The 20,679-nt window shown below is 68.4% G+C and carries 19 protein-coding genes; 2 read left to right on the forward strand and 17 right to left on the reverse strand.

Going from position 1 to position 20,679, the window contains the following annotated elements:
* Positions 1-41 precede the first annotated feature (41 nt).
* Together pyk and fba are read left to right on the forward strand one after the other, a co-directional pair.
* Positions 42-1,496 carry a pyruvate kinase gene (gene pyk / locus Tchl_RS16875; RefSeq protein WP_075149395.1) on the forward strand — a complete coding sequence of 485 codons (1,455 nt, stop codon included), beginning with the start codon at positions 42-44 and terminating at the stop codon, positions 1,494-1,496.
* Positions 1,497-1,599: 103 nt separating this feature from the next.
* Positions 1,600-2,664, forward strand: coding sequence for a class II fructose-bisphosphate aldolase (fba, locus tag Tchl_RS16880; RefSeq protein ID WP_075149396.1), 1,065 nt, complete (start codon positions 1,600-1,602; stop codon positions 2,662-2,664).
* 88 nt (positions 2,665-2,752) lie between these two features.
* Here fba and Tchl_RS16885 read toward each other — a convergent pair whose 3' ends face one another.
* The 17 genes from Tchl_RS16885 to leuC form a co-directional block, all read right to left on the reverse strand.
* Positions 2,753-3,937 (reverse strand): O-succinylhomoserine sulfhydrylase, encoded by a 1,185-nt coding sequence (locus tag Tchl_RS16885; RefSeq protein WP_075149787.1) that lies wholly within the window; start codon positions 3,935-3,937, stop codon positions 2,753-2,755.
* A 46-nt stretch (positions 3,938-3,983) separates the two neighbouring features.
* Positions 3,984-5,525 carry an amidophosphoribosyltransferase gene (purF, locus tag Tchl_RS16890; RefSeq protein ID WP_075149397.1) on the reverse strand — a complete coding sequence of 514 codons (1,542 nt, stop codon included), beginning with the start codon at positions 5,523-5,525 and terminating at the stop codon, positions 3,984-3,986.
* A gap of 11 nt (positions 5,526-5,536) precedes the next feature.
* Positions 5,537-6,028 carry a CvpA family protein gene (locus Tchl_RS16895; RefSeq protein WP_075149398.1) on the reverse strand — a complete coding sequence of 164 codons (492 nt, stop codon included), beginning with the start codon at positions 6,026-6,028 and terminating at the stop codon, positions 5,537-5,539.
* 9 nt (positions 6,029-6,037) lie between these two features.
* On the reverse strand, positions 6,038-6,709 hold the full coding sequence (locus Tchl_RS16900) for an SPOR domain-containing protein (protein ID WP_075149399.1): 672 nt from the start codon (positions 6,707-6,709) through the stop codon (positions 6,038-6,040).
* Between the two features lie 9 nt (positions 6,710-6,718).
* Positions 6,719-8,041 carry a bifunctional tetrahydrofolate synthase/dihydrofolate synthase gene (folC, locus tag Tchl_RS16905; protein WP_075149400.1) on the reverse strand — a complete coding sequence of 441 codons (1,323 nt, stop codon included), beginning with the start codon at positions 8,039-8,041 and terminating at the stop codon, positions 6,719-6,721.
* Positions 8,041-8,919, reverse strand: coding sequence for an acetyl-CoA carboxylase, carboxyltransferase subunit beta (gene accD, locus Tchl_RS16910; RefSeq protein WP_075149401.1), 879 nt, complete (start codon positions 8,917-8,919; stop codon positions 8,041-8,043). The genes folC and accD overlap by 1 nt, the downstream gene beginning before the upstream one ends.
* Positions 8,916-9,737 (reverse strand): tryptophan synthase subunit alpha, encoded by an 822-nt coding sequence (trpA, locus tag Tchl_RS16915; RefSeq protein ID WP_075149402.1) that lies wholly within the window; start codon positions 9,735-9,737, stop codon positions 8,916-8,918. The genes accD and trpA overlap by 4 nt, the downstream gene beginning before the upstream one ends.
* Positions 9,738-9,779: 42 nt before the next feature.
* Positions 9,780-10,991 carry a tryptophan synthase subunit beta gene (gene trpB / locus Tchl_RS16920; RefSeq protein WP_075149403.1) on the reverse strand — a complete coding sequence of 404 codons (1,212 nt, stop codon included), beginning with the start codon at positions 10,989-10,991 and terminating at the stop codon, positions 9,780-9,782.
* Complete coding sequence (locus tag Tchl_RS16925; RefSeq protein ID WP_075149404.1) at positions 10,978-11,601, reverse strand: phosphoribosylanthranilate isomerase; 624 nt, start codon at positions 11,599-11,601, stop codon at positions 10,978-10,980. The genes trpB and Tchl_RS16925 overlap by 14 nt, the downstream gene beginning before the upstream one ends.
* Entirely contained in the window at positions 11,602-12,399 is a 798-nt protein-coding gene (truA, locus tag Tchl_RS16930) for a tRNA pseudouridine(38-40) synthase TruA (protein ID WP_075149405.1), read from the reverse strand.
* A complete protein-coding gene (locus tag Tchl_RS16935) occupies positions 12,396-13,004 on the reverse strand; it encodes a CbiQ family ECF transporter T component (protein ID WP_075149406.1) in 609 nt (202 codons plus the stop codon). The genes truA and Tchl_RS16935 overlap by 4 nt, the downstream gene beginning before the upstream one ends.
* A gap of 59 nt (positions 13,005-13,063) precedes the next feature.
* Positions 13,064-15,982 carry a FimV/HubP family polar landmark protein gene (locus Tchl_RS16940; protein WP_075149407.1) on the reverse strand — a complete coding sequence of 973 codons (2,919 nt, stop codon included), beginning with the start codon at positions 15,980-15,982 and terminating at the stop codon, positions 13,064-13,066.
* 217 nt (positions 15,983-16,199) lie between these two features.
* Entirely contained in the window at positions 16,200-17,333 is a 1,134-nt protein-coding gene (gene asd / locus Tchl_RS16945) for an aspartate-semialdehyde dehydrogenase (RefSeq protein ID WP_075149408.1), read from the reverse strand.
* A 54-nt stretch (positions 17,334-17,387) separates the two neighbouring features.
* Positions 17,388-18,452 carry a 3-isopropylmalate dehydrogenase gene (gene leuB / locus Tchl_RS16950; protein WP_075149409.1) on the reverse strand — a complete coding sequence of 355 codons (1,065 nt, stop codon included), beginning with the start codon at positions 18,450-18,452 and terminating at the stop codon, positions 17,388-17,390.
* Between the two features lie 18 nt (positions 18,453-18,470).
* A complete protein-coding gene (gene leuD / locus Tchl_RS16955; RefSeq protein ID WP_075149410.1) occupies positions 18,471-19,109 on the reverse strand; it encodes a 3-isopropylmalate dehydratase small subunit in 639 nt (212 codons plus the stop codon).
* On the reverse strand, positions 19,109-19,237 hold the full coding sequence (locus tag Tchl_RS16960; protein ID WP_075149411.1) for an entericidin A/B family lipoprotein: 129 nt from the start codon (positions 19,235-19,237) through the stop codon (positions 19,109-19,111). The genes leuD and Tchl_RS16960 overlap by 1 nt, the downstream gene beginning before the upstream one ends.
* A 28-nt stretch (positions 19,238-19,265) precedes the next feature.
* On the reverse strand, positions 19,266-20,675 hold the full coding sequence (gene leuC / locus Tchl_RS16965) for a 3-isopropylmalate dehydratase large subunit (protein ID WP_075149412.1): 1,410 nt from the start codon (positions 20,673-20,675) through the stop codon (positions 19,266-19,268).
* Positions 20,676-20,679 lie beyond the last annotated feature (4 nt).

The raw sequence follows: 20,679 nt of genomic DNA on the forward strand, positions 1-20,679 counted from the left end.
CCCACCCTGCACCCATCCGCCAGACCGCCTCCGGAGATTCCATGCCCCGCCACACCAAGATCGTCGCCACCCTCGGCCCCGCCTCTTCCGACCCGCAAGTCCTCGAACGCATGGTCCATGCCGGCGTCGACGTGGTGCGCATGAACTTCTCCCACGGCAAGGCCGAAGACCACATCGCCCGCGCCGCGGCGATCCGCGAAGCCTCGGCGCTGGCCGGCCGCCCGGTCGGCATCCTCGCCGACCTGCAGGGGCCGAAGATCCGCGTCGGCAAATTCGCCGAAGGCCGCATCGTGCTGGTGCGCGACATGCCCTTCATCCTCGATTCGCGCTGCGAGCTGGGCAACGCCGAGCGCGTCGGCCTCGACTACAAGGACCTGCCCAAGGACGTCAAGGCGGGCGACGTGCTGCTGCTCGACGACGGCCGCCTCAAGCTCGGGGTGACCCGGGTGCTCGGCCACGAGATCCACACCGTGGTCAAGGTCGGCGGCGAGCTCTCCAACAACAAGGGCATCAACCGCCAGGGCGGCGGCCTCACCGCGCCGGCGCTCACCGCCAAGGACATGGACGACATCCGCACCGCGGCGCAGATCGGGGTCGATTTCGTCGCCGTCTCCTTCCCCAAGAGCGCGGCCGACATGTACATGGCCCGCCAGCTGATCCGCGCCGCCGGCGGCGAGTCCTTGCTGATCGCCAAGATCGAACGCACCGAAGCGGTGGCCAACCTCGACGAGATCCTCGACGCCTCCGACGGCATCATGGTGGCGCGCGGCGACCTCGCGGTCGAGGTCGGCGACGCCGCAGTGCCGGCGCTGCAGAAGAAGATGATCCGCGCCGCGCGCGACCGCAACAAGCTCACCATCACCGCCACCCAGATGATGGAGTCGATGATCACCAGCCCGGTGCCGACCCGCGCCGAAGTCTCCGACGTCGCCAACGCCGTGCTCGACGGCACCGACGCGGTGATGCTGTCGGCCGAGACCGCCGCCGGAAACTATCCGGTCGAAGTCATCGAGGCGATGAGCCGGGTCTGCCTGGAGGCGGAGAAGTCCTACGATACCGGGCTCGACCGCGAGATGCTCGACCGCGTGTTCACCCGCATCGACCAGTCGATCGCGATGGCGGCGATCTGGACCGCCTACCACCTCAAGGTCAAGGCCATCGCCTCGCTCACCCAGACCGGCTCGACCGCGCTGTGGATGAGCCGCCTGATCGCCGGCGTGTCGATCTATGCGCTCACCCCGGAAGTCTCTGCCCGCAACCAGATGACGCTGTACCGCGAAGTCTACCCGCTGCTGATGAGCCAGACTCACCAGGACCGCGACGTGCTGCTGTGGGAAGCCGAGCAGGTGCTGCTCGAGCAGGGCGTGGTCGACTACGGCGACCTGATCGTGCTCACCATCGGCGAGCCGATCGGCGCCTCCGGCGGCACCAACACCCTGAAGATCGTGCGCGTCGGCGAACATCACCGCCCCGGCACGCTCGACGATCCGGTCTGAACGCTGCGGCCCGCGCCATCCGCACCCGGACCAAGGCTAAAATAAACACTTTCGAACCACCCCGAGCGCCGCGCCGCCGCGCGCGCCTCCCCGGAGAATCCCCATGCCCCTCGTTTCCATGCGCCAGCTGCTCGACCACGCCGCCGAACACAGCTACGGCCTGCCCGCCTTCAACGTGAACAACCTCGAGCAGGTCCAGGCCATCATGGAAGCCGCGGCCGAATGCGACAGCCCGGTGATCATGCAGGCCTCGGCCGGGGCGCGCAAATACGCCGGCGAGGCTTTCCTGCGCCACCTCATCGACGCCGCCGTCGAAGCCTATCCGAACATCCCGGTGGTGATGCACCAGGACCACGGCCAGAGCCCCGCGGTGTGCATGGCGGCGATCCGCTCGGGCTTTTCCAGCGTGATGATGGACGGCTCGCTGCTGGAAGACGGCAAGACCCCGTCCTCCTACGAGTACAACGTCGCCGTCACCCGCGAGGTGGTGAAGTTCTCCCACGCCATCGGCGTCACCGTCGAGGCCGAGCTCGGCTGCCTGGGCTCGCTCGAGACCGGCCAGGCCGGCGAGGAAGACGGCGTCGGTGCCGAAGGCACGCTCGATCACTCGCAGCTGCTGACCGACCCCGACCAGGCCGCCGATTTCGTCCGCCAGACCGACTGCGACGCGCTCGCGATCGCCATCGGCACCAGCCACGGCGCCTACAAGTTCAGCCGCAAGCCTACCGGCGACATCCTCGCCATCGACCGCATCAAGGCCATCCACACCCGCATCCCCAACACCCACCTGGTGATGCACGGCTCGTCCAGCGTGCCGCAGGAGCTACTCGAAATCATCCGCCAGTACGGCGGCGACATGAAGGAAACCTACGGCGTGCCGGTCGAGGAGATCGTCCAGGGGATCAAGTACGGCGTGCGCAAGATCAACATCGACACCGATATCCGCCTCGCGATGACCGGCGCGGTGCGCAAGTTCCTGGCCGAAAACCCGTCCAAGTTCGACCCGCGCGAATTTCTCAAGCCGGCACGCGAGGCTGCCAGGCTGGTGTGCAAGGCGCGTTTCGAAGCCTTCGGCTGCGCCGGTATGGCCTCGAAGATCAGGCCGGTATCGCTGGATAAAATCGCCGCTCGCTACCAAGCCGGCGAACTGAGCCAGGTCGTGCGCTGAGCGCCCCCCGCCGGCTACAAGCCGCCGCCGCGGCTGCCGCGCCCGTCACCGACCGGTCGACATCATGGCAGCCGCAGCCGATGCGCGCTCAGCGTGCCAATCCCCGCGCCAGATCTTCCTTCAGATCCTCGATATCCTCGAGGCCGACTGCGATCCGCAGCAGGCCCTCGCCAATCCCCGCGGCGGCCCGTGCCTCGGCGCTGATGCGGCCGTGGGTGGTGGTGGCCGGATGCGTGATCGTGCTCTTGGTGTCACCCAGGTTCGCGGTGATCGAGATCAGACGCGTTGCATCGACCACCTTCCACGCCGCATCGCGTCCGCCCTCGAGCTCGAAGCTCAGGATTGCGCCACCGCTCTTTTGCTGGCGCATCGCCAGCTCGTGCTGCGGATGCGAGGCAAGCCCGGGGTAATGCACCCGCGCCACACCGGCTTGCGACTCCAGCCAGCGCGCCAGCTCCAGCGCGCTCGCCGACTGCGCCTCCATGCGGATACGCAGGGTTTCCAGCCCTTTCAGGATCACCCAGGCGTTGAACGGCGACAGCGTCGGTCCTGCGGTGCGCAGGAACTTGAACACCTCGTCGGTCACCGCCTTGCTGCCGGCGATGGCGCCGCCCAGCACCCGCCCCTGGCCGTCGAGGTACTTGGTCGCCGAATGCACCACCACGTCGGCCCCCAGCGCCAGCGGGCGCTGCAACACCGGCGTGCAGAAACAGTTGTCCACCGCGAGCAGCGCCCCCGCCTCGTGCGCGATCGTCGCCACGGCGGCGATATCGACCACCTCGGTGAGCGGATTCGACGGCGTCTCGATGAAGAACAGCTTCGTGCGCGGGCGCAGGGCGTCGCGATAGGCATCGAGTTCGGTCGCGGGCACGAAACTCGTCTCGATGCCGAACTTCGCCAGGATGCCGCCGAACAGCTGCTGGGTGGCGCCGAACAGCCCGTTGGAGGCGACGATGTGATCTCCCGCCTGCAGGGTCGCCATCGCCAGCGACAGGATCGCCGACATCCCCGAAGCGGTCGCAACGCAGGCTTGTGCACCTTCGAGCGCGGCGAGCCGGGTCTGCATCGCGCTGACGGTGGGGTTGGAGAAGCGGGCGTAGACATAGCCCTCCTCGGCACCGGAAAAACGCGCCGCGGCCTGGGCCGCACTGTCGAACACGAAGCTGGAAGTGAGGTACATGGCCTCGCCGTGTTCGCCGAACTGGGTGCGTTCGGTTCCGGCACGTACGGCGAGGGTGTCGGGGCGGAAGGCCTGCTCGTCAGGAAGAGTCATGGTCGTGGTCGGGATGAGGGTCTTGATCGAGGGCGGGCAGCGCACCTCAGCGTTCGCCACCGGAAGCCAGGTTCAGATCGAGCTGGCCGCCGTCGTCATCGCCGTCGCCGCTGTCGGGCCTGGCCGGCTTGGCTGCGCCGCGCTGGTTCTCGACGCCGTTGAGATATTCGGTGGTGATGTCGCCAGTGATGTAGCTGCCATCAAAGCAGGACGTTTCGAAGAACCTGAGCGCAGGATTGAGCGCGCGAACCGAAGCCTTGAGATCGTCCAGGTCCTGGTAGATCAAGCCGTCGGCGCCGATCTCGCGGCAGATCTCCTCGTCGCTGCGGTCGGAGGCGATCAGTTCGGCACGGGTCGGCATGTCGATGCCATAGACATTGGCGTGGCGCACCGGCGGCGCCGCCGAAGCCAGATAGACCTTCGTCGCCCCCGCTTCGCGCGCCATGTTGACGATTTCCCTGCTGGTCGTGCCGCGCACGATCGAGTCGTCGACCAGCAGCACGCTCTTGCCCTTGAATTCCTGGTGGATGGTGTTGAGCTTCTGGCGCACCGACTTCTTGCGCGTGGCCTGGCCCGGCATGATGAAAGTGCGGCCGATGTAGCGGTTCTTGACGAAGCCTTCGCGGAACGGCAGGCCCAGGCGCTGCGCCATCTGCATCGCCGAAGGACGGCTGGAATCGGGGATCGGGATGACCACGTCGATGTGCACGTGCGGCATCGTCCGCTTCATCCGGTCGGCGAGGAATTCACCCATCTTCATCCGCGATTCGTACACCGAAACGCCGTCGATGATCGAATCCGGCCGCGCCAGATAGACGAACTCGAACATGCAGGGCGCATGGACCGTGCTGTCCGCGCACTGCCGGCTGTGGAAATGGCCGGCGGTGTCGATCAGCACCGCTTCGCCGGGCGCGATGTCGCGCACCAGCTTGTAGCCGAGCACGTCGACTGCCACCGATTCCGAAGCGACCAGCCATTCACAGCCAGCCCCGGTGTCGTTGCGCCCGATCACCAGCGGGCGGATGCCGTACGGATCGCGAAAGGCGAGCAGGCCGTAGCCGGAGATCATCACCACCACCGCATAGGCGCCGCGGCAACGCCGGTGCACCTCGGCAACCGCGCGGAAAACCGCGTCCTCGTCGAGCTTGAGCCCCTTGCAGGCGGCCTGCAGCTCATGGGCGAGCACGTTGAGCAGGACTTCGGAGTCGCTGCTGGTGTTGATATGGCGCAGGTCGGAGAGGAACATCTCGCGCTTGAGTGCTTCCGAGTTCGTCAGGTTGCCGTTGTGCGCCAGCAGCAGGCCGAAAGGCGAATTGACGTAGAACGGCTGCGCTTCGGCGGCATTGTAGGCCGAGCCGGCGGTGGGATAGCGCACGTGGCCGATCCCCCAGTTGCCCTGCAGATTGCGCATGTTGCGGGTGCGGAACACGTCGCGCACCAGGCCCGACCCCTTGTGCATGTGGAAGCGCCCACCTTCCGAGGTGGCGATGCCTGCGGCATCCTGACCGCGGTGCTGCAATACCTGCAGCCCGTCGTACAGCAGCTGATTGACCGGTGAGGTGGCTACGACCCCGAGAATTCCGCACATGGAAGTTACGCCTATCTGAATCGAATCTTGTCGGCTACCGCATCGGGCAGCCAGGGTTTTACCGCAAGGACCGCCGACTCCATCGGCGCCGAAAACAATGCCTGTGTCCACCACGGCTCACGCGACACGCCCGCGAGTCCGCCGATCAGCACCACCACGCAGGCGACCGCCAGGCCGCGCGCGACCCCGAACAGGGCACCGAAAAAGCGGTCGGTTGCCCCCAGCCCTGCGGCTCGCAGCAGCTCACGCAGCAGATAACGCAGCAACGCCGCCAGCAGCAGCACGCCGACCACCACCAGCGCAGCGCCGGCCACCTGGCGCCACATCGGCTCTGCGATCATCGCGGAAAACACGCTCGCCGCCTGTTCGTTATAGCGCCATGCGGCGAACAGCGCCGCCACCCAGGCGAGCACGGCCATCACTTCGCTGACCAGCCCGCGCCACATGCCGACTGCGGCAGACAGGGCCAGGATTCCGAGAAAGACGTAATCGAATACAGTCATCGTCACCGCTCAGCGCGCCTGCAGCACGGCCTGGTGGCCGCCCGCCTTGAGGCGGGTCGCTACCGCCTCGGCGGCGGATCGTCCCGGCACCGGCCCGACCCGGACCCGGGTCACGCTGCCCACCACCTCGGTATAGGCAGGAAAGCCCTTCGCCTTGAGCTCGTCGGCCAGACGCGCCGCCTTCGCCGCCTCGCTGAACGCACCGACCTGGACGACGAAGGACTCACCGCGCGGCGGCACCGGCTGGCCGCTGAGGATCGCCCGCACCCGGGCCTCCTCTTCGGCAGATACGGCAGGAAGCGGACCCGCCTCGGGTGCCGGGCGCACGGGCGCTTCCGGTTTGGGTGTGGGAGTCGGTGCGGGAGTCGGCGCAGGCCTTGGCGCCGGTGCCGGCGGGGAGTCGGCGGCCGGCGCCGGCTTGTCGCCGGGGGCGGCAACGCCGTCCTCTTCTTCCGGCGGCGGAGCGATGTCGACGGGCGGCGGGGCCATCGCGAGCGGACGCTGCAGCCCGGTAGCGGCCTCCCGGTCGGGGATGGTGATCTGGATGTCCTGGACCGCGGAGTGCGGCTCCTGATCCATCGTCATCGGCAGCACGATCGCCGCCAGCAGCGCCAGCGCAATGGCGCCAACCAGCCGCCGCCGCGCACGCTTCTTGATTTCCAGATTGTCTGCGTCGCTCACCGGAGAACCTCACCCGTGCCGCGCAGCCCTGAGCGCTGCAAGCACGTCCGCCACCGTCAGGAAGGAACCGAAGGCGACGATTCTATCACCCTCGGCAGCGCGCTCCTGCGCTGCAACAAACGCTTGCGCAGGCGACGGAAAACAATCGATGTCGCCCTGGCCGCCGGCCGCGCGCACCCGCTCGGCCAGCGCCTGCGCCGACAGCCCCCGCGCCCCGGGCAGATCCGTCAGCAGCCAGTGCTCGACCCGGCCGGCCATCCGCGCCACCACGCCAGCGACATCCTTGTCGCCGAGCATGCCCAGCACCGCCCAGGTTTCGGGATAAAACCCCATGTTGCCGAGATTTTCCGCGAGCACGCCGGCGGCTTGCGGGTTGTGCGCGACATCGAGCACCACCGTCGGCCGCCCCGGCAGCACCTGGAAGCGCCCCGGCACGTCAACCAGCATCAAGCCCTGGCGAACGTGCTGCATCGACACCGGCAGGCGCTCCCGCAGACATTCGAGCGCGGTCAGCACGGCGGCGGCGTTGAGCAGCTGGTTGGCCCCGCGCAGCGCCGGGTAAGCCAGCCCGCCGCGCCTGAGCAGCGCACCCTGGGCGGCAGGCTGCGCATAGCGCCAGTAACCCCACTGCTGGCGGTCGCCGCCGAAGCCGAAGTCCCGCCCACTGACCCACAGTTCGGCACCGATCGCACGCGCATGTTCGAGCAGGCTGGCCGGCGGCTGGGGGTCGCCGCATACCGCAGGCCGGCCACCGCGGAAAATGCCGGCCTTTTCGAAGCCGATCTTCTCGCGCGTGTCGCCGAGATACTCCATATGGTCCATCGCCACGCTGGTGACGATCGCACAGTCGGCGTCGAACACGTTGACCGCGTCCAGGCGCCCGCCCAAGCCGACTTCGAGGATGATCACGTCCGGACGCGCGGCGGCGAACACCGCCCAGGCGGCGAGGGTACCGTGCTCGAAGTAGGTCAGCTCGGTGTCGCCGCGCGCCGCCTCGACCGCGGTGAACGCGGCGACCAGTCGCGCATCGTCGGCGTCCCGCCCGTCGATGCGCACGCGCTCGTTGTAGCGCAGCAGGTGGGGCGAGGTGTAGCAGCCGACCCGGTAGCCGGCAGCGAGCAGGATGCTCTCGAGCATCGCGCAGCACGAACCCTTGCCGTTGGTGCCGCCGACGGTGATCAATACCGCCTCCGATGGCGCACCCATCGCCGCCCGCACCGCACGCACGCGCTCGAGGCCGAGCTCGATGCGCTGCCCGTGGCGCTGTTCGAGGAGGTCGAGCCAACCGGCCAGTGTGTCCGGCAACAACGGCCGTTCGGCGCCGCGAGGCATCAGGCGGCAACCACGTCGGCAGGGTGGCGGGCCAGCATCGCGAGCAGTGCGGCCAGCCGGTCGCGCATCTCGCGCCGGTCGACGATGATATCGACCGCGCCTTTTTCGAGCAGGAACTCCGCGCGCTGGAACCCTTCCGGAAGCTTCTCGCGCACCGTCTGCTCGATCACCCGCGGCCCGGCGAAACCGATCAGGGCCCCGGGCTCGGCGACCACGACGTCGCCCATGAAGGCGAAGCTGGCCGACACGCCGCCCATGGTGGGGTCGGTCAGCACGGTCACGAAAGGCAGGCGGCGCTCGGCCAGACGGGTGATCGAGGCCGTGGTCTTGGCCATCTGCATCAGGGACAGCAGGCCTTCCTGCATGCGCGCGCCGCCCGACGCGGTGATGCAGATGAACGGCAGGCGCTGCTCGTAGGCTTCGCGCGCACCGCGCACGAAGCGCTCGCCCACCACCGAGCCCATCGAACCGCCGAGGAATTCGAACTCGAAGCAGGCCACCACCACCGGCAGGGTCTTGATCGCGCCGCGCATCACCACCATCGCGTCGGCCTCGCCGGTGTCGGCAGCGGCGGCCGCCAGGCGCTCGGGATACTTGCGCGAATCCTTGAACTTCAGCGCGTCGACCGGGGTGACTCCGGCGCCGATCTCGATGCGCTCTTCCGCATCGAGGAGGATGTCCAGGCGCCGCCGTGCGCGCAGCCGGTGATGGTGGCCGCACTTGGGGCAGACGCCAAGGTTGCCGTCGAGATCGGCGCGGTACAGCACCGCCTCGCAGCCCTCGCACTTGCTCCATACGCCTTCCGGGATCGACTTGTTGCGCGCCGATGCCTGGCCACGCTTGATCCGCGGCGGCAGCAATTTCTGCAGCCAGCTCATTGTGCCTCTCCTTTTGCCGGCGCGAGCCCATCGAGCGCAGCACGGATGCCCCGCATGAAGGCGGTGACGCAGGCCACTTCCGCGCCCGGGTTGTTTTCGATTTCCTCGATGATGCGGCTGCCGATCACGACCGCGTCGGCGACCGCGCCGATGCGCCGTGCGCTCTCGGCGTCGCGAATGCCGAAGCCGACCCCGACCGGCATGCCGACCGCGGCACGGATCTGCGGGATGCGCCGTGCCACTTCATCGACGTCGAGCTTGCCGCTGCCGGTCACCCCCTTCAGCGACACGTAGTAGATGTAGCCGCTGCCGGCGCGGGCGACATCGGCGAAGCGCTGCGCGGACGAGGTCGGCGCGAGCAGGAAGATCGGATCCAGCCCGCCGGCCTTGGCCGTCGCAGCGAAGGCGACGCATTCCTCGGGCGGATAATCGACCACGAGCACGCCGTCGACGCCGGCCGCGACGGCCTCGGCGACGAAGCGCTCGGCACCCATGGCTTCGATCGGGTTGGCATAGCCCATCAGCACCACCGGGGTGGTGACATCGGTGGCGCGGAAGGTGCGCACGATGTCGAGCACCTTGCGCAGGCTCATGCCCTGGGCGAGCGCACGCTCGGAGGCGCGCTGGATCGTCGGGCCGTCGGCCATCGGATCGGAGAACGGCACACCGAGCTCGATGATGTCGGCGCCGCCTTCGACCAGCGCATGCATCAGCGGCAAGGTCAGCCCGGGGGCGGGAAAACCGGCGGTCACGAAGGGGATGAGCGCCTTGCGGCCACCGGCCTGCAGGCGCTGGAAAACGGTATGGATTGTCGACATGTCTCGATCACGCTGCGGGCCGCAGAAGCGGCCCGCTCGGGTTCAGAACTGGAGGCCGGAACGCTCGGCGACGGTGTGCATGTCCTTGTCGCCACGCCCGGACAGATTGACAAGCAGAATGCGGTCCTGCGGCAAGGTCGGTGCCAGCCTGGCCGCGTGGGCCAGCGCATGCGAGGACTCGAGCGCCGGGATGATGCCTTCGAGCCGGCACAGGTCGTGGAAGGCCTGCAGGGCTTCGGCATCGGTCACGCCGACGTACTCCGCACGGGCAGAGTCCTTCAGCCAGGCATGCTCGGGGCCGACGCCCGGGTAGTCGAGGCCGGCGGAGATCGAATGGGTCTCGATGATCTGGCCGTCCTCGTCCTGCAGCAGGTAGGTGCGGTTGCCGTGCAACACGCCCGGGCGGCCCGCCGTCAGCGACGCCGCGTGGTGGCCGCTGTCGAGGCCCTCGCCCGCCGCCTCGACGCCGACGAGCTTGACGCCGGGCATGTCGAGGTAGGGGTGGAAGATGCCCATCGCGTTGGAGCCACCGCCGACGCAGGCGATGACGTAATCGGGCTGGCGGCCGGCCATCTCGGGCATCTGCACCAGGCATTCCTTGCCGATCACGGCCTGGAAGTCGCGCACCATCATCGGGTAGGGATGGGGGCCGGCGACCGTGCCGATGATGTAGAACGTGTCGGCGATGTGGGTGACCCAGTCGCGCATCGCTTCGTTGAGCGCGTCCTTCAGCGTCTTCGAGCCCGAGTCCACCGGGACCACGGTGGCGCCGAGCAGCTTCATGCGGTAGACGTTGGCGGCCTGGCGCTTGACGTCCTCCGCGCCCATGTAGACCACGCACTCCATGCCGTAGCGCGCGGCGACGGTGGCGGTGGCGACCCCGTGCTGGCCGGCGCCGGTCTCGGCGATCACGCGCTGCTTGCCCATGCGGCGGGCGACCAGCGCCTGGCCGATGCAGTTGTTCACCTTGTGCGCGCCGGTGTGGTTGAGGTCTTCGCGCTTGAGGTAGATCTGGGCGCCGCCGAGCAGGCCGGACCAGCGTCTGGCGTGGTAGATCGGGCTCGGACGGCCGACGTAGTGCTTGAGTTCGTATTCGAACTCGGCGACGAAGGCGGGATCGTTCTGGCACGCGGCGTAGGCCTCGCGCAGTTCGGCCAGCGCCGGCATCAGGGTTTCGGCGACGAACACGCCGCCATAGGGGCCGAAATGCCCGCTGGCATCGGGAAACTGGTAAGACGTATCAGCCATCTGCATCTCGAACTCCGGCGATGAACGCGGCGATCTTGGCCGCATCCTTGATTCCCCTGGCACTTTCCACTCCGCTCGATACGTCCACCGCCCACGGGCGAACGCGGCGGACCGCCTCGGCGACGTTGTCCGCATCCAGGCCGCCGGACAGCACCAGCGGCCGCCCGAAGCCCTGTGGGATCAGCGACCAGTCGAAAGTCTTGCCTCCGCCGCCGTAGCCGTCGACGAAGGCGTCGACCAGGATGCCGCGGGCGCGCGGATGCGAAAGGGCGAATTCTAGCAGATCGACTCCCGCCCGCATCCTCGCCGCCTTGATCCAGGGCAGGCCGTAGCGGGCGCAGTCGGCTTCGCGCTCGTCGCCGTGGAACTGCAGCAGCTGCAGGGGTACGCGTGCGAGCACCGCCTCGACCTCGGCCGGTGCGGGATTGACGAACAGGCCGACCGCGGTCACGAACGGCGGCAGCAAGGCGGCAAGCTCGGCCGCACGGTCGACATCGACCGCCCGCGGGCTGGGGGGATAGAAGACGAAGCCGATCGCATCGGCGCCGTTTTGGACGGCCGCACGCACGTCTTGCGCCCGCGTCAGGCCGCAGATCTTGATTCGGGTACGGGACATTCAGGCGAGAGGAAGCTGGGGCAGCGCGATGATACGCCCATCACCTGGCAGCGACCAGCGCGGCGGGTAGCTCACCCCGCACAGGTAGAGGCCGTCGGGAGCGAAGGTCGGTGCGGCGCGGGCGCGATCGCGCGCTTGCAGCAGTTCGCCCATCCAGGAGGGCGGGTAACGTCCCTTGCCGACATAGACCAGGGCGCCGACCAGGTTACGGATCATGTGGTGGAGAAAGCCGTTGGCGCGGAAATCAAACAGCAGGTAGTCGCCCTGGCGCCCGACCCGGGCCTCGTGCATCACCCGCACCGGCGTCTTCGACTGGCAGCCGGCGGCCCGGAACGAGGAAAAGTCGTGGGTTCCGACCAGGCAGGCGGCAGCCTCGGCCATCCACGCCAGGTCGAGCGGCAGATGGAACCAGCCCACCCGCCCCGCCAGCAGGGCCGGCCGGGTCGGGGCGTTGTGCAGGATGTAGCGGTACTGGCGCTCGGTGGCGAGATAGCGCGCATGGAATGCCCGGTCGGCCTGCGCCGACCAGCGCACCACCACCGTCGCCGGAAGCAGGGCGTTGACCCCGCGCACCCAGGCCGACAGCGGGCGTTGCGCGCAGGTATCGAAGTGCACCACCTGGACGCTTGCATGGACCCCGGTGTCGGTGCGCCCGGCGCAGTGCAGCCGCACCGGCGCGGCGGCGATCTTCCCGAGCGCGGCCTCCAGCACATCCTGCACGGTGCGCCCGTGCGCCTGGCTTTGCCAGCCGCAGAACGCGTCCCCCGCATATTCGAGCCCGAGCACGATCCGCTTCATCCCAGGCTCCACCAGAACAGCATCCCGAACACCCCGAGCGCGACCACGGCGTCGGTCCGGCTCAGGCGCTCGCGCTGCAGCAGCACCGAGGGGTTGTCCGAGCCCGTCGACTCGTCTTCCAGCCACTCTTTCCAGTGCATCGGCTTGTGCCCGCGGGGCGACGCATCGACATAGCGCAGCACCAGCAGCAGGCGCAGCGCCAGCCGCTCCGGCGGCACCCCGATCAGGCGCAGGGGGCGACTGAGCGCGTACAGGCCACCGATCAGGCGCGCCAGGGGAAGGTGTTCGAGGAGCAAGGCGACCGCGCACACGACCGCCACCAGCCGGGCGCCGTGCAACAGGGCGAGGGCGCTTCCCTCACGACTGGGCCCCACCCGCGGCCAGTCGAGCAGGAGCGCCTCGCCCGGCGTAAACCAGGCGAACAGGATCACGATCGCCAGCAGCAGCAGCCGGATCCGGCGCAACAGGCGAAGGCTGCGCACGCGCGCGAACAGCAAGGCGGCGGCCGCACACGACAGCACCGCAGGCCAGAGGGCGGCAGAAGGCAGGACCTGGATCGAGGCCACGGCGGCGAGCCAGAGCAGCAGGATGAGACCGGAATGCATGTCGTTGAGCGCAAAAAGGGGGGCGGGCGGCCGTTTCGCAGCCGCCCTGCGGCGCCATATCAGTTCAGACCAGAGAGCATTTCGCGCGCGGCGGCCTGCTGCGCCGCCGACCCTTCGCCAATGACTTCCTGGAGCAGCTCGATCGCTCCTTCCCTGTCGCCCATTTCCTCGTATGCCCGTGCCAGCTCGAGCTTGGTTTCGGTTCCGTCATCGGCGCCATACGAGGGAGCAACGGCAAGGTCGGCGCCGGCATCTGCCGCAGCCTCGCCGGCGTCGGGGATTTCCGTCACCGAAATGCCAGCTTCATCGAGTTCGTCGAGTTCGAGATCGATCGCACTCAGATCGAGTCCGGGCGCGGCATCCGCCGGCACGGCGGCGGGCGCAGGCTCATCGAGACCGAAATCGAAAGCGGGCGCAGTGCTGGCGCGGCCCGCTTCCCCCAGGCCGGATGCGAAAGCCGGCGCGAAGCCCGCCCCGCGGTTCGCTGTCGACCCCGGGCGCTCCTCGTCGAACACGCCGCCAGCCTCATCCGGGCACACCACCGTGGCGTCCATGTCGACCGCCCAGGGCTGCGGCGCATCCAGCTCGAGATCGGGCAACTCGAAATCGAGCGGTGCGCCAGGTTCAGCGCCCTCGGGGTAATCCTGCGCGCTGCGGTCGCGCCCGGCCGGATCGGCGTCCTCGGCGCCGGCGCCAAAATCGAGATCGAAATCGAATGCCAGCCCGGCCTCCTCCTGCACTGCAGCGGCCGAATCGGTCTGCACCGACGCTTCAGGAGCACGCCCGCCCCCAGCTGCGGGCGCGGCGGGCGCCGGCTCGGCAAAAGGCGCGGAACCGACCGCCTCCGCGCCCCCCGGCTGCGCCACTCCAGCGGCGGACCTCGCCTGATCAGCGGACGCCTCCGGCAGCGTGGCGGGAGGCATTCCGCCTCCCGCCTCCGCGGCGCTGCGGCTCGCGGCGCCAGGCGCTCCACCATGCTCCGCGTGCACACCCGGCGGGGGCACCGGCACGGTGAAATCGAGCGCATGCGGAATGGCAGCCTCCTGATGCGCCCCGGAAGCCTCATCGGCCGCGCCCTGCGATGCATGAAGCACCCCGCCCAGCACCACCGCAGCAGGCGCTCCGCCCGCCCCGCCCCGCCCGTCCGTCCTCGCCCCTGCCGGCGGCGCCACAGGCTCTTCGGCGCGCGGCTCCTGGTAACGCGGATTCTTCGGGTCGAGCTTGCGCCCCAGCGTCGCAGCCTTCTCCCACTCCCGGCCGTGGCCGGCGGTAAGGGCGAACAGCTTGCGTTCCACGTCCTCGAACCGGGACGAATCGCCGCGCAGGGCATAGATCTCGAGCAGCTTCAGGTGGATCGCGGCGCGCTTCGGGTCTGTCTTGAGCGCATCCTGAAGGATTTCCTCCGCCTGCGCGTCACGGCCATACGCCATATACACATCGGCTTCGGCAACGGGGTCCACGCCTTCATCGGTATCGATCGACGACAGCCCCGACTGGCCGAAATCAGTATTCATGATGCTCGCGGCCAGCCCCGCATCCTGCCCGTCACTGCCGGCAAAAGCGGCGTCCTCCACCCCGTCCTCCCTCGCTCCGGCGACCCGCTGCGCGGCTTGCCTGCGCCGCTGCCTGAGTCCCGCGTACGCCAGCAGCAGCACCAGAATGGCAGCACCACCGAGCAGCAGTTTCGAGTTTCCAAGCACGGTTTCAAGCACGCCGGGCTCATTGCCGGCAGCAGGCGGCAGCGCGGCGCGCTGGGCGGGGGGCGGTGCGGCCTGCGGCACGCCAGCCACCTCGGCACCAGCCGCAGCCGGTTGCGCATTCAGGCCGCGGCCAACCTGCCCTTCCCGGGCACTCGGCGCAGCCGGTGCCGCCTGCTCCTGCAAGCGGCCCATGGTCCCGTCTTGCAGCTCGAGCAGGCGCTGCAGGCCGCGGATGCTGTTTTCAAGCAGGGCAAGGCGGGCGGCGGCCTCGTCGAGCGAGCGCTCGCGCGAGCCCAGCTCCTCCTCGAGCGCCTGCAGGCGCTGTTCGGCCTCACCCGCACCGGCAAGGCGGCTGCGGGATACACGCAGCTGGTCGGCGCTGTCCTCGCCGGGGGCGGGCGCATCCACCCGGGGCACGATACGCCCCGCGCCCGCCTGCTCATCGGCAGGCGCGGGCACCGGCGCACGGTCTTCCACCGCAGCAGCGAGGCCGCGCCGGTAGGCGTCGAAATCGGCCGCCTGGGCGCGGATTTCGCGCTGCGCCTGTTCGGTGCCGAGCGCCCGCACCGCGCTGGGCGCGGGCAGGCTCAGCACCGAGCCGGCGCGCAAACGGTTGATATTGCCCCCGGCGAAGGCGTCGGGATTGGTGCGATGGAGCGCCACCAACATCTGATCGAGCGTCATCCCCGGCTGAAGATGAGCGCTGGCAATGCGGTAGAGCGTATCGCCCCGGTTCACCACATAGGTCGATGGCGGCGCGCTCCCGGAGGGGGCGGAGCGGGGCGCGGACGGGGACACGGATTCGGCCGCGGGGGACGACGGGCGCTGCACCGGCAGCACCGCGGGAGGATCGACGGCCGCAGTGGCAAGCGCGCCCGGCGTGGCGAAATCGACCGGATCGAGCAGGAAGGTGTATTCGCGCACAAGCCGTCCTGCGGCCCAGTTCAGCTCGACCAGCAAATCGACGAAGGGATCGTCGATCGGACGCTCGCTCGACAGCTGGATCACCGCGCCCGACGCACGCGCATCGACGCTGAGGCGGATGGCGCGGGCTGCGCTGCCATAACCGAGGTCGGCCTGGCGGAAGGCCTCGGGTGAAGCGATCCGGGCACTGAGCGAGCGCAGTTCCTCGGGCGTCGCACTGACCGGGATCTCTGCGCGCAATGGCTGACCCAGGGCGCTGAACACTCGGATCTGCCCCAGTCCCGCCCCATGCACGGCAAAGGGGAGGGCCGCGATGGAAAGGGCGATGAGCGATGCCTTGAACGACCTGGTCATGTTGAATTTCAAACCGCGTTTCCCCCGAAACTGAGCTTTACGGTCAAAGGCGTCATAAACCGGTTTGTGAATCTAGCATCTTCCCGCCCTTCCCGCATTAGCCGGGGCCGGCTCCGGTGTTCCGGTCTCAAGCCAGTGGCAGGCGTGATGCGATGGTCCGTAGTGATGACAAAGGGGGCTTTCGCCCCCCTTTTTGATCTTCTCGATGGAAGAACGCTCAGCGTTCGAGCAGGATGCGCAGCATCCGGCGCAGCGGCTCGGCGGCGCCCCACAGCAGCTGGTCGCCGACGGTGAAGGCGCCGAGGTACTCGGGGCCCATCGCCATCTTGTGCAGGCGCCCGACCGGGACGGTCAGCGTGCCGGTGACCGCGGTCGGGGTGAGTTCGCGCTCGGTGATCTCGCGCTCGTTGGGCACGACCTTCACCCATTGATTGCCGCCGGCGATGATCTCGCTGAGCTCGTCGAGCGGCACGTCCTTGTTGAGCTTGATCGTCAGCGCCTGCGAATGGCAGCGCATCGCGCCGATACGCACGCACAGGCCGTCGATCGGGATCGCGCCCGGGCTGCGGAAGGCCGGGTTGCCGAGGATCTTGTTGCACTCGGCGCCGCCCTTCCACTCTTCCTTGCTCTGGCCGTGCTCGACCGGGACGTCGATCCACGGAATCAGGCTGCCGGCGAGCGGGGTGTTGCGGAAGTTCTTCTTCGGGAAGGCGTCCGAGCGCATGGTCGCGGCGACCTTGCGGTCGATCTCGAGGATCGCCGAGGCCGGGTCGGCGAGCAGGTCCTTGACCGAGTCGTGGATCGTGCCCATCTGGCTGATGAGTTCGCGCATGTTCTGCGCGCCGGCGCCCGAAGCGGCCTGGTAGGTCATCGCCGAGATCCACTCCACCAGGCCGTGGCGGAACAGGCCGCCGAGGCCCATCAGCATCAGCGACACGGTGCAGTTGCCGCCGATCCAGTTGCGCCCGCCCTTGGCGAGCGCGGCGTCGATGACGTTGCGGTTGACCGGGTCGAGGATGATCACCGCGTCGTCGTTCATGCGCAGCGCGGATGCGGCGTCGATCCAGTGGCCGTTCCAGCCGGTGGCGCGCAGCCTGGGGAAGACTTCCTTGGTGTAGTCACCGCCCTGGCAGGTGATGACGATGTCGCAGGCCTTGAGCGCGTCGATGTCGGTCGCGTCCTGCAGCGGCGACGCCGCTTCCTTGCCGCCGAAGGACGGCGCCTTGCCGCCGGCGTTGGAGGTGGAGAAATACACCGGCTCGATGAAGGCGAAGTCGCCCTCTTCCACCATGCGCTGCATCAGCACGGAACCGACCATGCCACGCCAGCCGACCAGACCGACTCGATTCATGTTCATCACTCTCTACAGAAACGTTCTTCGAAAAACCTTTGCAGGTACGACAGCTTACAGTGCCGCGAGCACCGCGTCGCCCATCTCGCGCGTACCGACCTTGTTGGTGCCCGGCTCGAAAATATCGCCGGTGCGATAGCCCTGGGCGAGCACCTTCTTGACCGCGTTCTCGACGCGCTGCGCGGCCGCTTCCTGATTGAAGGTATAGCGCAGCATCATCGCCGCCGACAGGATGGTGGCGAGCGGGTTGGCGAGGTTCTTGCCAGCGATATCGGGCGCCGAGCCGTGCGAAGGCTCGTACAGGCCCTTGTTGTCGGCGTCGAGCGAGGCCGAGGGCAGCATCCCGATCGAACCGGTGAGCATCGAGGCCTCGTCCGACAGGATGTCGCCGAACATGTTGCCGGTGACCATCACGTCGAACTGCTTGGGCGCACGCACGAGCTGCATCGCGGCATTGTCGACCAGCATGTGGCTGAGCTCGACCTCGGGGTAGTCGTTCGCCATCTCGTCGGCGATGTCGCGCCACAGCTGGGTGCACTCGAGCACGTTCATCTTGTCGACCGAGCACAGCTTCTTGCCGCGCTTTTGCGCCGCCTCGAACGCGACCTTGAGGATGCGGCGGATCTCGTACTCGGCGTAGATCATCGTGTTCCAGCCCACGCGCTGCGGCGTGCCCTCGACCTCGCGCGTCTCGATGCCGCGCGGCTGGCCGAAGTAGATGTCGCCGGTCAGCTCGCGCACGATCAGGATGTCCAGGCCGGCGACGATCTCGGGCTTGAGCGAGGAGGCGTTGGCAAGCTCCGGATACAGGATCGCCGGGCGCAGGTTGGCGAACAGGTTCAGATCCTTGCGGATGCCGAGCAGCCCGCGCTCCGGGCGCTGCTCGCGCGGCAGGGCGTCCCACTTCGGGCCGCCGACGGCGCCGAGCAGCACCGCGTCGGCCGCGCGTGCGAGCTTGCGGGTCGCTTCCGGATACGGATTGCCGGTGGCGTCCACCGCACAGCCGCCGAGCAGAGCCTCTTCCATTTCCAGCTTCAGGTCGAGCGCGTCGAGCACGCGCACGGCCTGCGCCATGATCTCGGGGCCGATGCCGTCACCCGGCAGCACGCAAATTTTCATCGAGTCGTTTTCCTTGGTTCAGGCAAAGTAATAGGGGTGTTCGGCGCGACGCCGCTCTTCGAAGGCGCGGATCTTGTCGGCGTGGCGCAGCGTGAGGCCGATGTCGTCCCAGCCGTTGAGCAGGCATTCCTTGCGGAAGGGATCGATATCGAAGGGAATCGACTTGCCGTCGGGGCGGGTGATGGTCTGCGCGGCGAGATCAACCTTGAGGCGATAGCCCGCGCTGGCCTCGCACTGGCAGAACAGCGCGTCGACCTCGGCGGCCTCGAGCTTGACCGGCAAGAGGCCGTTCTTGAAGCTGTTGTTGAAGAAGATGTCGGCGAAGCTGGGTCCGATCAGGACACGGAAACCGTAGTCTTCGAGCGCCCACGGCGCGTGCTCGCGCGAGCTGCCGCAGCCGAAGTTGTCGCGCGTGAGCAGGATCTGCGCGCCCTGGTAGCGCGCCTGGTTGAGCACGAAGTCCGGATTCAGCGGGCGCGCGCTGCAGTCCTGGCCGGGCTCGCCGACGTCGAGGTAGCGCCATTCGTCGAAGGCGTTGGGGCCGAAGCCGCTGCGCTTGATCGACTTCAGGAACTGCTTGGGGATGATCGCGTCGGTATCGACGTTGGCGCGGTCGAGCGGCGCGACCAGGCCGTCGAGCGTGGTGAACGGTTTCATTACTTGACTGCCCTCTGGATGGCCTCGCCACCCTTTTCGATGTCCTTGCCGACGCCCTGCACGGTGTTGCAGGCGATGGAGACGAAGCCGGCGACGAGCGCAGCGGCGATCAGTGCGAGTTTGTTCATGGCATTCTCCGGAATCCGGATGCGGTGCTCAGGCCAGCGTGCGCACGTCGGTGAAGCGCCCGGCCACCGCAGCGGCCGCCGCCATCGCCGGGCTCACCAGGTGGGTCCGCCCGCCCGCGCCCTGACGGCCTTCGAAGTTGCGGTTCGAGGTCGAGGCGCAGCGCTCGCCCGGTTCCAAGCGGTCGGCGTTCATCGCCAGGCACATCGAACAGCCCGGTTCGCGCCACTCGAAGCCGGCGGCGAGAAAGATCTCGTGCAGGCCTTCCGCTTCGGCCTGGCGCTTGACCAGGCCCGAGCCCGGCACCACCAGTACGCGGCGGACGCTGGCCGCCTTGCTGCGCCCTTTCGCCACTGCGGCCGCTTCACGCAGGTCTTCGATGCGCGAGTTGGTGCACGAGCCGATGAAGACCTGATCAACGGCGATCTCGGTGATCGGCGTGTTCGGGGCCAGTCCCATGTATTTCAGCGCGCGCTCGATGCCCTCGCGGCGCACCGGGTCGGCGACCGCGGCGGGGTCGGGGACGCACCCGTCGATGGAAGTGACCATTTCCGGCGAGGTTCCCCAGGTGACCTGGGGCTGGATGTCCTCGGCCCGCAGCTCGACGACCTTGTCGAACTGCGCCCCGTCGTCGCTCTTCAGCGTGCACCAGTAGGCCACGGCCTTGTCCCAGGTTTCGCCCTGCGGCGAGAAGGGGCGATCCTTCAGGTAGGCGATCGTGGTTTCATCGACGCCGACCAGGCCGGCGCGGGCACCGGCCTCGATCGCCATGTTGCAGACCGTCATCCGCCCTTCCATCGACAGCGCGCGGATCGCGCTGCCGCCGAATTCGATCGCATAGCCGGTGCCGCCGGCGGTGCCGATCCGGCCGATGATGGCAAGCACCACGTCCTTGGCGGTGACGCCGCGGCCGAGTTCGCCGTCGACTTTCACCAGCATGGTCTTCGACTTTTTCTGCAGCAGGCACTGGGTGGCGAGCACGTGCTCGACCTCGGAGGTGCCGATACCGTGCGCCAGACAGGCGAAGGCGCCGTGGGTGGATGTGTGCGAGTCGCCACAGACCACGGTCATGCCCGGCAGGGTGGCGCCGTTCTCCGGCCCGATCACGTGCACGATGCCCTGGCGGGCGTCCTTGAACGGGAAGTAGGCCAGCGAGCCGACGGCGCGGATGTTGGCATCGAGCGTCTCGACCTGCTGGCGCGACACCGGATCCTGGATGCCTTGCTCCCAGTGGTCGGTGGGCGTGTTGTGGTCGGCGGTGGCGACGATGGAACTGATCCGCCACGGCTTGCGCCCGGCCAGCTTGAGCCCTTCGAAGGCCTGCGGGCTGGTCACCTCATGCACCAGATGGCGGTCGATGTAGATCAGCGCCGTGCCGTCGGCTTCCTGGTGGACGACATGACTGGACCAGAGCTTTTCGTACAGCGTTTGCGCTTGCATCCGG

The organism is Thauera chlorobenzoica (assembly GCF_001922305.1).
GTDB lineage: Bacteria > Pseudomonadota > Gammaproteobacteria > Burkholderiales > Rhodocyclaceae > Thauera > Thauera chlorobenzoica.